The sequence below is a fragment of the Flavobacterium sp. MEB061 genome (assembly GCF_000834715.1).
Classification (GTDB): Bacteria; Bacteroidota; Bacteroidia; order Flavobacteriales; family Flavobacteriaceae; genus Flavobacterium; species Flavobacterium pectinovorum.
Genome location: NZ_JXQR01000016.1, coordinates 44,547 through 58,239, shown reverse-complemented (window position 1 = coordinate 58,239; position 13,693 = coordinate 44,547). Strand labels below are relative to the sequence as shown.

The 13,693-nt window shown below is 33.9% G+C and carries 14 protein-coding genes; 4 read left to right on the top strand and 10 right to left on the bottom strand.

The features are described from left to right. The first annotated feature begins 1 nt into the window (after position 1). The 3 genes from RT99_RS10260 to RT99_RS10250 are packed head-to-tail and all read left to right on the top strand — an operon-like array spanning position 2 to position 1,494. Positions 2–307 carry a 2TM domain-containing protein gene (locus tag RT99_RS10260; protein WP_042564696.1) on the top strand — a complete coding sequence of 102 codons (306 nt, stop codon included), beginning with the start codon at positions 2–4 and terminating at the stop codon, positions 305–307. Between the two features lie 16 nt (positions 308–323). Further along, entirely contained in the window at positions 324–689 is a 366-nt protein-coding gene (locus RT99_RS10255) for a 2TM domain-containing protein (protein WP_042564660.1), read from the top strand. Positions 690–726: 37 nt separating this feature from the next. After that, positions 727–1,494: a LytTR family DNA-binding domain-containing protein gene (locus RT99_RS10250; RefSeq protein ID WP_042564659.1), complete on the top strand. Its 768-nt coding sequence runs from the start codon at positions 727–729 to the stop codon at positions 1,492–1,494. A gap of 179 nt (positions 1,495–1,673) precedes the next feature. Here RT99_RS10250 and RT99_RS10245 read toward each other — a convergent pair whose 3' ends face one another. Both RT99_RS10245 and RT99_RS10240 read right to left on the bottom strand, forming a co-directional pair. Beyond that, the gene (locus RT99_RS10245; protein WP_042564658.1) at positions 1,674–2,699 is read right to left on the bottom strand and encodes a COX15/CtaA family protein; all 1,026 of its coding nucleotides are present in this window, start codon (positions 2,697–2,699) and stop codon (positions 1,674–1,676) included. 16 nt (positions 2,700–2,715) lie between these two features. Continuing rightward, positions 2,716–4,149 carry a CCA tRNA nucleotidyltransferase gene (locus RT99_RS10240; protein WP_042564695.1) on the bottom strand — a complete coding sequence of 478 codons (1,434 nt, stop codon included), beginning with the start codon at positions 4,147–4,149 and terminating at the stop codon, positions 2,716–2,718. Positions 4,150–4,488: 339 nt separating this feature from the next. On the opposite strand from RT99_RS10240, the gene yaaA reads away from it, so the two are divergent. Next, entirely contained in the window at positions 4,489–5,247 is a 759-nt protein-coding gene (gene yaaA / locus RT99_RS10235; RefSeq protein ID WP_042564657.1) for a peroxide stress protein YaaA, read from the top strand. A 237-nt stretch (positions 5,248–5,484) separates the two neighbouring features. On the opposite strand, the gene RT99_RS10230 is transcribed toward yaaA, so the two are convergent. The 8 genes from RT99_RS10230 to trpB form a co-directional block, all read right to left on the bottom strand. After that, the gene (locus tag RT99_RS10230) at positions 5,485–7,074 is read right to left on the bottom strand and encodes an MDR family MFS transporter (RefSeq protein WP_042564656.1); all 1,590 of its coding nucleotides are present in this window, start codon (positions 7,072–7,074) and stop codon (positions 5,485–5,487) included. Between the two features lie 3 nt (positions 7,075–7,077). Then, positions 7,078–8,157 (bottom strand): HlyD family secretion protein, encoded by a 1,080-nt coding sequence (locus RT99_RS10225; RefSeq protein WP_042564655.1) that lies wholly within the window; start codon positions 8,155–8,157, stop codon positions 7,078–7,080. Between the two features lie 12 nt (positions 8,158–8,169). Next, positions 8,170–9,489 (bottom strand): TolC family protein, encoded by a 1,320-nt coding sequence (locus RT99_RS10220; protein ID WP_042564654.1) that lies wholly within the window; start codon positions 9,487–9,489, stop codon positions 8,170–8,172. Then, positions 9,479–10,108 carry a TetR/AcrR family transcriptional regulator gene (locus tag RT99_RS10215; protein WP_042564653.1) on the bottom strand — a complete coding sequence of 210 codons (630 nt, stop codon included), beginning with the start codon at positions 10,106–10,108 and terminating at the stop codon, positions 9,479–9,481. Before RT99_RS10215 ends, RT99_RS10220 begins: the two co-directional genes overlap by 11 nt. A gap of 281 nt (positions 10,109–10,389) precedes the next feature. After that, positions 10,390–11,151 (bottom strand): tryptophan synthase subunit alpha, encoded by a 762-nt coding sequence (gene trpA, locus RT99_RS10210; RefSeq protein WP_042564652.1) that lies wholly within the window; start codon positions 11,149–11,151, stop codon positions 10,390–10,392. 158 nt (positions 11,152–11,309) lie between these two features. Beyond that, positions 11,310–12,047, bottom strand: a complete 738-nt coding sequence (locus tag RT99_RS10205) for a carbon-nitrogen hydrolase family protein (RefSeq protein ID WP_042564651.1) — start codon at positions 12,045–12,047, stop codon at positions 11,310–11,312. Between the two features lie 11 nt (positions 12,048–12,058). Next, the gene (locus RT99_RS10200) at positions 12,059–12,376 is read right to left on the bottom strand and encodes a gamma-glutamylcyclotransferase family protein (protein WP_042564650.1); all 318 of its coding nucleotides are present in this window, start codon (positions 12,374–12,376) and stop codon (positions 12,059–12,061) included. 128 nt (positions 12,377–12,504) lie between these two features. After that, positions 12,505–13,686: a tryptophan synthase subunit beta gene (trpB, locus tag RT99_RS10195; RefSeq protein ID WP_042564649.1), complete on the bottom strand. Its 1,182-nt coding sequence runs from the start codon at positions 13,684–13,686 to the stop codon at positions 12,505–12,507. Positions 13,687–13,693: the final 7 nt, after the last annotated feature.

Here is a 13,693-nt window from a genome sequence, read left to right as displayed (position 1 = left end):
CATGGAAATGAATTTTAGCGAAGAAGACAGATACTATCTTGCAAAAAAGAAAGTAGAAAGCATAAAAGGATTTTACGCAAATCTTACGTCATTTATTGGTGTGAATGTGATTTTAATTTTCATTAATTTATATACAACACCAGATCATTTGTGGTTTTACTGGCCGCTATTGTGGTGGGGATTAGGCGTACTTTTTCACGGATTAAAGGTTTTTGAAGTACTTCCGGTTTTAGGAAAAGACTGGGAAAAAAGAAAAATCAAAGAATTTATGGAAAAGGAAAAAGAGAACAAAAACAAGTGGAAATAATTTAATTTATAATATAATGGGAAGATTTAGAAGACGTATGTACGAAGAATATTCGCAAGAATTTTCAACAGATGAAAGCTTTAATGAGGCGTACAGAAAAGTAAAAAGAATAAAAAGTTTTTATTCGCATTTAAGAATTTATATTATAGTAAACGCTATCATCATTGTTGCCAGTGCAAATGACGACTTTTTTTCAAAAGGAATTCTGGATAGCGGATTATTAGATTGGGAAACATATTCAACTGCTTTATTTTGGGGAATAGGTTTATTGGCTCACGGAGTCTCAGTTTTTGGAAGAGATGTGTTTTTTAGCGCTGATTGGGAGCAAAGAAAAATTGAGGAATATATGAAAAAGGAAGCTGCCAGTAATAAATGGGAATAATTGTAAATTTACTTTTTTAAATTTTGCTTTGTAATAAATGACAACACTAATAATAGAAGACGAAAAACCGGCTGCAAGGTTATTGCAACGAAAGTTAGAAAAGCTAAATATCGCTGTAGAAACCATGCTGCATTCTGTAGAAGAATCAGTTAACTGGTTTTCCAATAACGAGCATCCGGATTTGATTTTTCTGGATATTCAATTGTCAGATGGTTTGTCGTTTGAAATTTTTGAAAAAGTAGAGATTAAAAGTGCTATCATTTTTACAACTGCTTATGATGAATATGCCTTAAAAGCATTTAAACTCAACAGCATTGATTATCTTTTAAAACCCATTGACGAAGATGATCTTGACGTTGCGGTTGCTAAATTTAAAATGCGTTTGCCTAAAATAGAATCCGAACCCAAAAATCTTCAGCTGGATTTTGAGCAAATACGCCAAATGTTGTCTAATCCTTTTGAAAAGAGTTTTAAAAAGCGATTTACAGTTAAAATCGGTCAGCATTTAAAAGTAATTACCACAGATGAAATAGAATGTTTTTTTAGTGAAAACAAAGGAACTTACATTCATACTTTCGACAATCGCAACTATTTAGTCGATTCGACCTTAGAAATTTTAGAGCAGGAATTAGATATGAAGAATTTTTTTCGCGTAAGCAGAAAATTTATTGTTCCGCTTCCTGCAATCAAAGAAATTCAGGTATACACCAATTCCCGACTAAAAGTAATATTACCAACTTACAAAGAAGATGAGGTTATTGTAAGCCGCGAAAAAGTGGGAGATTTCAAGAATTGGTTAGGGTAAATTAATTCATAAATAACAATATAAAGCATTCCTACGGAATTCATCTTAATAGTAAAGAGCCATCGGCTCGATCTATTTTGTAGGACCGGATTTCAATCCGGTTTAAAATATAGAATTCAGCAAATCAAAAACACAAAAAAATCCTTCATTTGAAGGATTTTTTTGTGTTTTTAAATTTATTATTTACTCAATCTGTGTAACGTAAATGTCATAGCACTTAAAAGGAAAAATGCCATAATTTGATGAATTAATCCTAATGCCAATGGTACACTATATAAAAGTGTAAATACCCCAAGTAAAAATTGAATAAAAACGAAAACTACTAAAGTTTTAATTCCGCTTTTTTGCGTTTGACTAAGTGAAAATTTACTGCTTTTGTAAGCAAGAAAAAGAATCAGAGCAACAACAACATAAGCAAAAGTTCTGTGTACAAACTGAACACCGCTTTTACCTTCAATTAAATTTTTTACCAAAGTCGATTGTTCAATAAAAACAGAATCGTGTATAAATTGTCCATCACTCATTAAAGGCCAGTGATTGTGAATTAACCCGGCATTTAATCCTGCAACAAAACCGCCATAAATAATTTGAATTAACAAAGCAACCAAGGCATATCTGGCAATATTTCGAAGTGGGATTATTTTATTAATGTCACGCTTAGGATAAATCAAATCTAATGCAACCCATAAAGTATAAGCAAAAGTGATAAACGCAAAAGTAAGGTGTAATGAAAGTCTAAAATGACTAACATCCGGATTGTCAATTAATCCGCTGCGAACCATAAACCATCCTAAAAAGCCCTGGAAACCACCCATCGCCAAAAGAACGATACATTTTTTAATAGTTTCGCGATCCAGCTTTTTTCTAATTAAGAAATAAACAAAAGGTACAAAGAAAACAAGCCCAATAATTCTTCCGATAAAACGGTGAAACCATTCCCAGAAATAAATAAATTTATAATCTGCTAATTGAAAATCGTTGTGAATATTGATTTTTTGATACTCTGGAAATTTCTTGTATTGTTCAAAAGCTTCATTCCATTTTGCATCTGTCAACGGCGGGAAAGTATCGGTTACCAAATGCCAGTCGGTCATTGATAAACCTGAATTTGTTAAGCGGGTAATTCCTCCCACGACAACCATTAAAAACAATAAAACACATCCCGATAGTAACCAAATGATTACTGATTTATTTTCTTTTTTCATTTTTATTAAAAAATACTTATTTCTCTACTTTTTTTAAGCCTAATTTTTCTGCTCTTTTAATTACAAAATCATAAGCCGCTTGATATTCATTTGGAATATCACCTTCTAAAATGGCTTCTTTTACGGCTTCTTTTAATACTCCGATTTCGCGTGAAGGTTTCAAATCGAATATTTCCATAATTTCTTCACCGGAAATTGGCGGTTGAAAATTACGTACATGATCGCGTTCTTCCACTTCAACAATTTTCTTGCGAACAATTTCAAAGTTTTTATGGTATTTTTTAAACTTCGATGGGTTTTTAGTTGTTATATCCGCTTCGCACAATGTCATTAAATCTTCAACATCTTCTCCCGCATCAAAGACCAAACGACGCACTGCGCTGTCTGTTACAATATCCTGCGCCAAAACAATCGGGCGAGAACTCATAATAACCATTTTTTGCACAAATTTCATTTTGTGATTTAAAGGCATATGAAGGCGTTCAAAGATTTTCTTAGCCATTTTTCCACCCAAAAATTCATGTCCGTGAAAAGTCCATCCTTGTTTTTTATTGAAACGCTTTGTTGGCGCTTTCCCAATATCATGCAATAATGCCGACCAGCGCAACCATACATCATCTGTATTTGGGCAAATATTATCGACAACTTCTAAAGTGTGATAAAAATTGTTTTTATGTGTATGACCTTCAATTTCTTCAACCTGATTTAATGCAGTTAGTTCAGGAAGAATAATATCTAAAAGTCCGGTTTTGTATAAAAGTAAAAATCCAATTGACGGTTTTGGCGTCGATAGAATTTTGTTTAATTCATCAACAATTCTTTCACCGGAAATAATTTTAATACGATCTGCATTTTTCGTAATCGCATTCAATGAATTTTCTTCAATTTCGAAATTTAACTGTGTTGCAAAACGAATCGCCCGAAGCATTCGCAACGGATCATCAGAATAAGTAATATCTGGGTTTAAAGGTGTTTTGATTGTTTTATTCTGTAAATCAGCCAAACCATTAAAAGGATCAGAAAGATCTCCGTAAGTTTTTTCGTTTAAAGATAAAGCCAAAGCGTTAATGGTAAAATCACGACGATTTTGATCATCTTCCAACGTTCCGTTTTCAACAATCGGATTTCGGCTATCAAAATTATAAGATTCTTTTCGGGCGCCAACAAATTCAATATCAGTGTCTTCAAATCGGAGCATTGCCGTTCCATAAGTTTTAAAAACCTGAACTTTTGGTTTTTTTGGAAGCAATTCAGAAACCTTCAAAGCCAATTCAATTCCGCTGCCAACAGCAACCACATCAATGTCTTTTTTAGAACCTCGATTTAAAAGCAAATCCCTGACAAAACCGCCAATAACATAACTGTCAACGTTGAGTTCCTGAGATGCTTTCGAAATAACTTCGAAGATTTTATGTTGTAAAGCTGTTTTATAATTTGTTTGTATAGCCACGAATTCAGTAATTTTTAATATTACATTTCTATTCTTGAAGAGATGAAAGGTCTGCAAATTTACAACATAGAAAATGCCTATTATAATGTAAAGGCCACTTTTTTATAGAAATTCACAATTTGACGTTTAGAATTTAGTGTATTAGAAAAAGGTTGCCACGAATTTCACGAATTTCCACGAATCACATTGGAATTCAAAAAAAGAATTGGTGAAAATTAGTGTAATTCGTGGCAAAAAAATAGTAGCGTAATTGTGCTTATAGGACTATTGAACAAATCAATATTTATCTCTTATTTTTAAAATTTCAATTTGTATTTTTGATTTTATAAAATCGCACAAATGAAAATTGTTATATCGCCGGCTAAATCTTTAAATTTTGAAAAAGAATTACCTACTTCTCAATATACAGAACCCGCTTTTTTAAAAGAAGCACGTCAGGTCCATAAAGTATTAAAACCAAAGAAACCTGCTGAATTATCTGAACTAATGTCAATTTCAGAGAAATTATCTGATTTAAACTGGGAACGAAATCAAAAATGGAAAACTCCTTTTTTTCCAGAAAATGCCCGTCCGGCAGTTTATACATTTGATGGAGATGTTTATACAGGTTTAGATGCTTATACCATTCCGTTAGATAAAATTGATGTTTTGCAGAATAAACTTCGAATATTATCAGGACTTTACGGAATCTTAAAACCACTTGATTTAATGCAGGCCTACCGTTTAGAAATGGGAACAAAATTACCCGTTGGCGAATATAAAAATCTTCATGAATTTTGGAAACCAACAGTTACTGCGGCTTTAAATAAAGAATTAAAAAAAGGAGAATTATTCGTGAATTTAGCGAGTAATGAATATTTTTCGGCAGTTGATGTTAAGGCACTAAAAGTTCCAATAATTACGCCCGATTTTAAAGATTATAAAGACGGAAAATTGAAGATGATCAGCTTCTTTGCCAAAAAGGCGAGGGGAATGATGGTACGTTATATTATCGACACCAATGCAGAAACTATTGAAGATTTAAAGGGTTTCAATTATGATGGATATGGTTTTGATGCCAATCTTTCAAAAGGAGATCATTTGGTTTTTACAAGATAGTTTTTTTTAAAGGTACAAAGGTACAAAGGTTCAAAGTGACAAAGGTTCAGAGGTTTTTTTTTGGAGAGCAGATAAGGAACCAAGTTGCTAATTAGTAGAGAGTCGGAGACTCGGAACATATTGTAGGTAGGGATTTTAATCCCTTCAAAAATATTGATCATTTATAAAAATAAAAAACGCCGGACTAAATTAATAGGCCGGCGTTTTCGTATTATAAATCAATTATTATAATTATTATTAATGCATTGCATCAGCAGGATTAATCTTGTTCTTTCCTTTTTTAATTAAAAGGATAATCGGTATACAACATAAAAACATGATTCCTAAGTACATAAATATATCCATGTATGACATAACTGTACTTTGTTTCATTACTGAAAATTCTAGAGCCTGGTATGCCTTTTTAAGCGCTACGTCAGCACTATAGCCTTTAGCTTCAAAAGATCTTTGCATTCCTAAAATACGTTGTTGAACCTGATAATCTGCAGGATCTAAATTTGTCAGCAAATTTACTCTGTGTTCCTGGCTAAAACGGGTAATAAAAGTGGTAATAATCGCAATACCAAATGATCCTCCTAATTGACGCATCATTCCGGTAAAAGCAGCTCCTTCACCAATATGTTTTCCCTTTAGTGTAGAAAGTGAAAGCGTTGTAATGGGTACAAAAAGTAATCCTAAACCAATTCCTCTTAAAATTAAAGGCCAATACATATGTTCTACACCAGTATCAGGTGTCATTCTTGTCTGCATCATAAAGGTAAAGAAGAAGAAAACTAAAAATCCTACTCCAACCATATAACCCTGAGGTACACCTTTCTGAATCATGTTTCCAACAAATGGCATCATAATGGCGGTTGTAATCGAACCCGGAATCAATAATAATCCTGCATCTGTCGCTGTCCATCCTAAAATAGATTGCGTATAAATCGGGATAATTAAAGTCGAACCATATAATCCGAAACCAAGAATAAAACACATTACGGTTCCAATTCTTAAATTTCCATCTTTTAAAACACTCAAATTTACAATCGGATGTTTATAAGTAAGTTCTCGCCATATAAACAAGATTAAACCAAGAACTGTTACAACGCTTAAGGTTACAATTAACGAATCGTTAAACCAATCGTCTTGTTGCCCGTGTTCTAATACAAATTGTAAAGATCCAATGAACGAAGCTAACAATATAATTCCCCACCAGTCAACCTGATTTGCTTTTAATTTTTCTCCATATTTCGGACTTCTAACAAAAGTCAAAGCCAAAATAGTTGCTATAATTCCTAATGGAATATTGATGTAAAATATATAAGGCCAGGAATAATTATCTACTAAATAACCTCCCAAAGGCGGTCCTAATGTTGGACCAACAATTACACCCATTCCGTAAATAGCCTGCGCCATACCACGTTTTGCAACCGGATAACTTTCTGTAATAATAGTTTGGGCTGTTACCAATAAAGCTCCACCACCCATACCTTGTACAAACCTGAAAGCAACCAATTCCCAAATATTACTGGCGTTACCACACAAAAAAGAGCAGACTGTAAATATTATGATAGAAGCCACAAAATAATTACGTCTTCCAAATTGCTGCGATAGCCAACTCGTCATCGGTATTACGATAACATTCGCAATTGCGTATGCCGTAATTACCCAAGCCACATCTGTCAAAGTAGCACCAAGGCTGCCTCGCATGTCTGTTAGCGCTACGTTTACAATCGTCGTGTCAACAATTTCCAACAGTGCACAAAGTACTGCAGTAATCGTAATGATCACACGTCTGTATCCGTATTCTACTAAATCGTCGTCTGCTTGTACTGCTGTTGCCATATTTTATTTTAAATGTACGTCTACGTCAACATTCATTCCCGGACGTAATAATTTTACTTTTTCCGGATCATTTGATTCGTCTAAACTAATTTTTACCGGTAATCTCTGAATTGTTTTTACGAAGTTACCTGTTGCGTTATCAGGAGGTAATAAAGAAAAACGTGATCCTGTAGCAGGAGAAAATGATGTTAAAGTACCTTTGAATTCATAATTTGGATATGCATCTACTTTTAAACTTACTTTTTGGCCCACAACCATTTTGTTTAATTGTGTTTCTTTGAAATTAGCTACAACCCAGGCTTCAGTATTATTAATGATATAAAATAAAGATTGCCCCGGCTGAACCAATTGTCCCGGCTGAATATCTACTTTAGAAACCTGACCGTCAATTGCTGCAGTTACAACAGTATAAGTAAGATTTAATTTTGCAACATCAAGCATAGTTTTAGCTCTTTTGATGTTTGCCGATGCAACTTCTGTTTGTTTATCTGAAACTTTAGATTTTGACTGAATTACAGATTTTTGGTAAGAAGATGCTCTTTGTTGTTGTTCTAAAACTCGAACTTGGTTTTCAGCTTCGTCTTTTGCAGCCTGAGCTTGTTCAAATTGTTGTTTTGTAATGGTATGCGTTTTATACAAATTGTTATAACGGTTGAAATCGTTTGTCAATTGTCTCAATCTGATTTTTGCACTTTCTATAGAACCACCTGCAGATCTCATTTGTGCATCAGAAACTGAGATGCTTGCGTAAGCACTTCCAATATCTGCTTTTGCAGCTTCGTATTGTCCTTCAGCACCTAATAAAGCAGCATTTGCTTCATCAATCTTCAATTGGTAATCTCTTTTATCGATAGTAAATAAAGTATCTCCTTTTTTTACAAAATCATTATCTTTTACATACACTTTGCTGATATATCCTGAAACTCTCGGGATAATCGGATTCATTTTTTTCTCGATCTGAGCATCATCCGTTTCTTCGTGTGCTAATGAATGCATGTATTTTGTTATTCCGTAAGTTCCGCCCACTAAAATCAATACGGTTAGTATAATGATGAATTTAGTATTTGTTTTTTTCTTTTCCATGAGAGCTATCGATTATATTTTAGAAAGATTGAATGATTGTGATAATTGTCCTGATACTGAAAGTAATTCGTAATATTTTTGAATTATAGTTGCTTTAGATACCGCCGTATTTATTTTAGCGCTTAATTGTTCAACATCGGCTTCAACCAAATCGTTGGTATCAGCAAGACCATTGTCAAATTTATCTTTTACAAGTCTGTAATTTTCAACTGATTGTTGAAGCGCTTCATCATAAACAACACTTTGATTAATAGCCAAGTCATAATCTTCAATAGATTTTTGAACTTCAACCTTAATAAGGTCTGTCATAATAGCTTCAGTATTTTTTACTTCAAGTGCTTTGCTTTCAGCTTGTTTTACATGCGCGCTGTTTTTAAGGATACCAGATAAATCATAAGATAAACCTAAACCAAAATTCATCGCATATTTTACAGTAATTATATCTTTAAGATCTAACGCAGTGTAACCGCCAAGTAACGAAATAGTTGGATAGTACCCGGATTTTGCTATTTTAATGTTGGCTTCAGAAGCTTTTTGCTGCAAGCGAATAGCCTCTAAATCTTTTCTGTTTTCAAGAGCCAAAGCATCAGATGTTGGTGCGTTGGTTGTCTTTAAATTAAAGAAATCATCTTCGTTAACCTGAATTTTTACAGACGGATCTAATTTAAGGATTGTCGTTAAATAAAAATTAATGTTATTGATATTATTATTAGCTTCATCAATAGATAATTGTGTTTTAGAAACCAATAATTGTGCTTTCAATAAATCATTTCTTGGAATAATTCCGTTTTTTTCCAGTTCTGTAAAATCAGTAACACGTTGTTTGGCGCTTTTTTGATTTTCATTTAAAACATCCAGCGTTTTTTGTGCCTTGTATAATGCAGTATAATAAGTGATTACTGTTAAAGCAACATCCTCTTTTGTTTTAATGGCATTAACGCTTTCAGCTTGATACAAGCTTTCGTATGCATCAATATTACTTTGAATTTTAAATCCTGCAAAAAGTGGCAAGCTTAAATTTGCCATTCCTATCATTGCGCGATCCGGAGAAGCTAAAGAAGCGCTCTCACCTTGATTTGGCATGTCAATCGAAGCCTTTGTAAGACGCTGATATTGACCGGATATTTTTAAATCAGGATATTGGTTATTCTTAACCGTTTGTAATTCGTACTTTTTTGTGTTTACCTTAGTGTTGGCAAGCGTAACTTCGTTACTTTTTTCCCAAGCCATTTTAACGGCTTCGTCCAAGGTTAAACTTGTTTTTTCTTGTGCTTCTATTGATGAAATTCCGATGAAGAAAATACCAAAGAGCATTAATTGATTAATTTTCATAAACAAGTAGAGCTTTTATAGTTTGTTGAATGTGCTTAGTAAGACTGGTTTTAATGTAATTGTTATACATTTCCTCGGTGTTTAAATTCAGTAATTCCACAAAAAATGATTTATTCATGTGGAAATGAAAAAAGGTTCCGATTATGGTCGGTGTAAGAAGCGGAATTATAATATCTTTTCTGAAAACGCCTTTGGCCTGGCCTTGTGCGATAATAGTTTCTACCGATTTTAAATTTCCTTTTTTTAATTCAGTAAAAGCGATCATGCTTCTTTCTCGTTTTTCGGAGTTGAGTTCAAAATGTAAAACCCTGAAAATCCCTTTGTTACAACTTATTCTATTAATGTAAATTTCGATTAATTTATTGACTTTATCAATCGGTTCGAGATTTTCTTGTAATAAATTTTCGAGTTGTAATTTTAAATCAGAAGTTTTGTAAAGAATCAAAGCTTCCAGCAGCCTTTCTTTTGAGCCAAAATAATACGATACCATTGCAATGTTAATTTTTGCATGTTTGGAAATATCTCGTATCGATGTACCCTCAAATCCTTTCTCAGAAAAAAGCTTTTCAGCAACCTCCAGAATCTGAATTTTTTTATCGTTTAATTCGATGTGTGACATGGTATTGTTTCTATTCGGGTACAAAATTAAACAAGTGTTTAAATTAAACGATCGTTTAATTTTTGTTTAACATAATATTAACATAAAACGGTGTAGTTGTTTTTGAGCATAAAAAAAGCTGAAATGTATATTTCAGCTTGAATTTTCGCAATCTTGTCATTCCGAGGAACGAGGAATCCCCGCAAGTAACTCCACAATCAAAAGACTCAATCTTTGTCGAGCTACTTGCGGGGATTCCTCGTTCCTCGGAATGACAAACTAAACTTTTATTTTGAATTTAATTATCTAATTCCCCCAACAAATTCCTTAATTTTTCCAGAACCGCTTTCACTTAAATGTTTAATAAAAGCACTTCCAATTATGGCACCTTTTGCAAATTTAGTTGCCTGATTAAAGGTTTCCTTATTTGAAATTCCGAAACCAATAATTTGAGGGTTTTTCAAATTCATATTTGAAATTCTTTCGAAATAATCTTCCTGAACATTTCCAAAACCAGATTGAGAACCTGTAACACTTGCAGAACTTACCATATAAATAAATCCGTTTGAAACGCTGTCTATAAAACGAATACGTTCGTCTGAAGTTTGTGGAGTAATCAAAAACACATTAATTAATCCGTATTTTTCAAAAATAGCTTTGTATTCATCAGCATAAACATCAACCGGTAAATCCGGAATAATTAAACCGTCGATACCAATTTCAGCACATTTTTTACAAAAAGCTTCGACTCCGTATTGCAGCATCGGATTAAAATAACCCATAATAATCAACGGAATTTTTACGCTTTCGCGGATATTTTTCAGCTGATCAAAAAGAATTTGAGTTGTCATTCCGTTATGAAGCGCCGTTGTAGAACTCGCCTGAATTGTTGGTCCATCTGCCAAAGGATCGCTAAAAGGTAAACCGATTTCGATTAAGTCAACACCATTTTTTTCTAAATCCTGAATAATCTGAACTGTATCATTTAAGTTAGGATACCCGGCAGAAAAATAAATAGAAAGTATTTTTTTATCTTCTTGTAATTTTTGAGTTATTCTGTTCATTTCGTTTATTTTTTTTCTCCTAACAGGCTTTTAAAATCTGTTAGGTATATTACTTAGTATTTATTTTTTCTCCTGCAAGGTTTACAAAACCTTGTAGGTGTTTTTTGTTTCCTATTCTGCATACCTACAAGGTTTTGTAAACCTTGCAGGAACCTTTGTTAATTGACAACAACCCGACTTTTCCAATCGTCATTTTTGTTTTCTACCAATAATAATCCAGAATCTGAATCATTCATTTGCCCAACCAATTCTCCTTTGTTATTCCAAAAAGCGCTTTGCCCTGCCGAAGGATAACCCCATGATTCTCCGCTAAAATTAGACATCAAAACATTCATTTTGTGTTTTTGGGCATAACTTTGCAAATCTCGATAGGCATTCGGAATACCGTTTGGAGTAAAGAAAATACTGGCTACATAAATATCAGTTTCTCTTTTACAGGCATTTTCAGGATGAAGCGGATTATCAATATCGGCACAAATTGCAAACGAAATATTTTTATTCTCAATCGTAATCATCGGATTATAATTAAAAGAAGATTGAAAAAATTCATCTTCGCCTTCATGCAAAAACTGTTTCGTATAAACTGCAACTGAATTATCCGAAGAAATAACAAATTCTCCAATAAACAATTGAGATTCTATTTGAACTGGCGCGCCTGCAATAATAATAATCTTGTTTTCAACAGCCAGTTTTTTTAAATGATTCAATCGGGAATCGTCTTTTTTGAAAGCTAATTCCAAAGCATTTTCTCTTTCATAACCCGTGATAGACATTTCAGGAAATGCGATTAATTGTGCTCCATTCTGAACCGCCAATTCTATAAATTGATAATGATCTAATAAATTAGCGTCAATATTTCCTCGTGTTGGTTTTGTTTGTGCTGCTGCTAGAATCATTACTACTTTAATTAATTTTCTATATAAATCCAGGCTTCTGTTCCAGACTTCAATTTAACCTGAACTCTTTTATAAGCATTAGATTCAAATATATCAGCTTTCGCTAACTCTGCGCTAGAAACATCGAAAACTACACCGTGTATAATATCTGAAGGATCTGTACTTGGCACTACAACAACATAGTCTGCCATTCCAAATTCTTCTTCTATTTGAAGGCTTTTTAGTTTGTGATCCAAAAGCTGATCTGCTGATCCGGTCAGGATTCTATTAAAAACTTGCCTTTGAATCTCTTTTGATCTTAATGTTCCGTAAGAGAATAACTTTTCCATAATTATGATTTTTCTCGTTTTTTGTTTGCGTTAGGGATAGGAGCGATATCCTTTTTTATGGCTTTTTCTGCCATAAAAAAGATATAGCGGATAGCCCGACCGAAGGGAACGCCCAAATTACTATTCTGTTATAATTTAAAATAATCAATATAATTGTCTAAATCTTTATCGCCTCGACCAGAAAGACTTATAACTACAACATCTGTTGGTTTAAATTTCTTTTGATCTAAAACGGCAAATGCATGCGCGCTCTCGATTGCCGGAATAATTCCTTCTAATTTAGTTAATTGTAAACCTGCATTCATCGCATCATCATCGGTCACCGAGAAAAATTCTCCACGTCCCGTTTGTGCCAAATGTGCATGCATTGGACCAACTCCGGGATAATCCAACCCTGCAGAAATTGAATAAGGCTCCGTAATTTGTCCATCGGGAGTTTGCATTAAAAGGGTTTTACAACCGTGAATAACGCCCACTTTTCCTAATTTACTAGTTGCCGCGCTATGACCGCTGTCGACACCTTTTCCGGCAGCTTCGACTGCTATGATTCCAACTTCCGGCTCATGCAGAAAGTGGTAATAAGTTCCGGCAGCGTTACTTCCGCCACCAATACAAGCGACAACATAATCAGGATTTTCTCTTCCTTCTTTTTCTTTTAACTGCCATTTTATTTCTTCGGAAATTACACTTTGAAAACGTGTCACCATATCTGGGTAAGGATGAGGCCCAATCGCAGATCCGATAATATAATGTGTATCAACCGGATTGTTAATCCAGTCGCGAATCGCTTCGTTTGTAGCATCTTTCAACGTTCTTGAACCCGAAAGTGCAGGACGAACTTCTGCGCCTAACATTTTCATACGAGCTACGTTTGGTGCCTGACGCGCAATGTCAATTTCGCCCATATACACGATGCATTGCAAGCCCATTAAAGCACAAACTGTTGCCGTTGCAACGCCATGCTGGCCAGCTCCGGTTTCGGCAATAATACGTTTTTTACCCAAACGTTTGGCAACCAATATCTGCCCAATTGTATTGTTAACTTTGTGTGCTCCGGTATGATTTAAGTCTTCTCTTTTTAGATAAACTTTGGTGTTGTATTTTTCAGACAAACGCTTCGCAAAATAAAGCGGACTAGGGCGTCCTACGTAATCTTTTAGCAATTGATCAAATTCTGCTTTAAAATCTAGTTCGCTGGTAATTTTTAAATAATTCTGGCGTAATTCTTCTACATTCGGATACAGCATTTCAGGAATATAAGCTCCTCCAAATTCCCCGTAATATCCTTTTTCGTTAACGTTAAAATTCATTTTATTA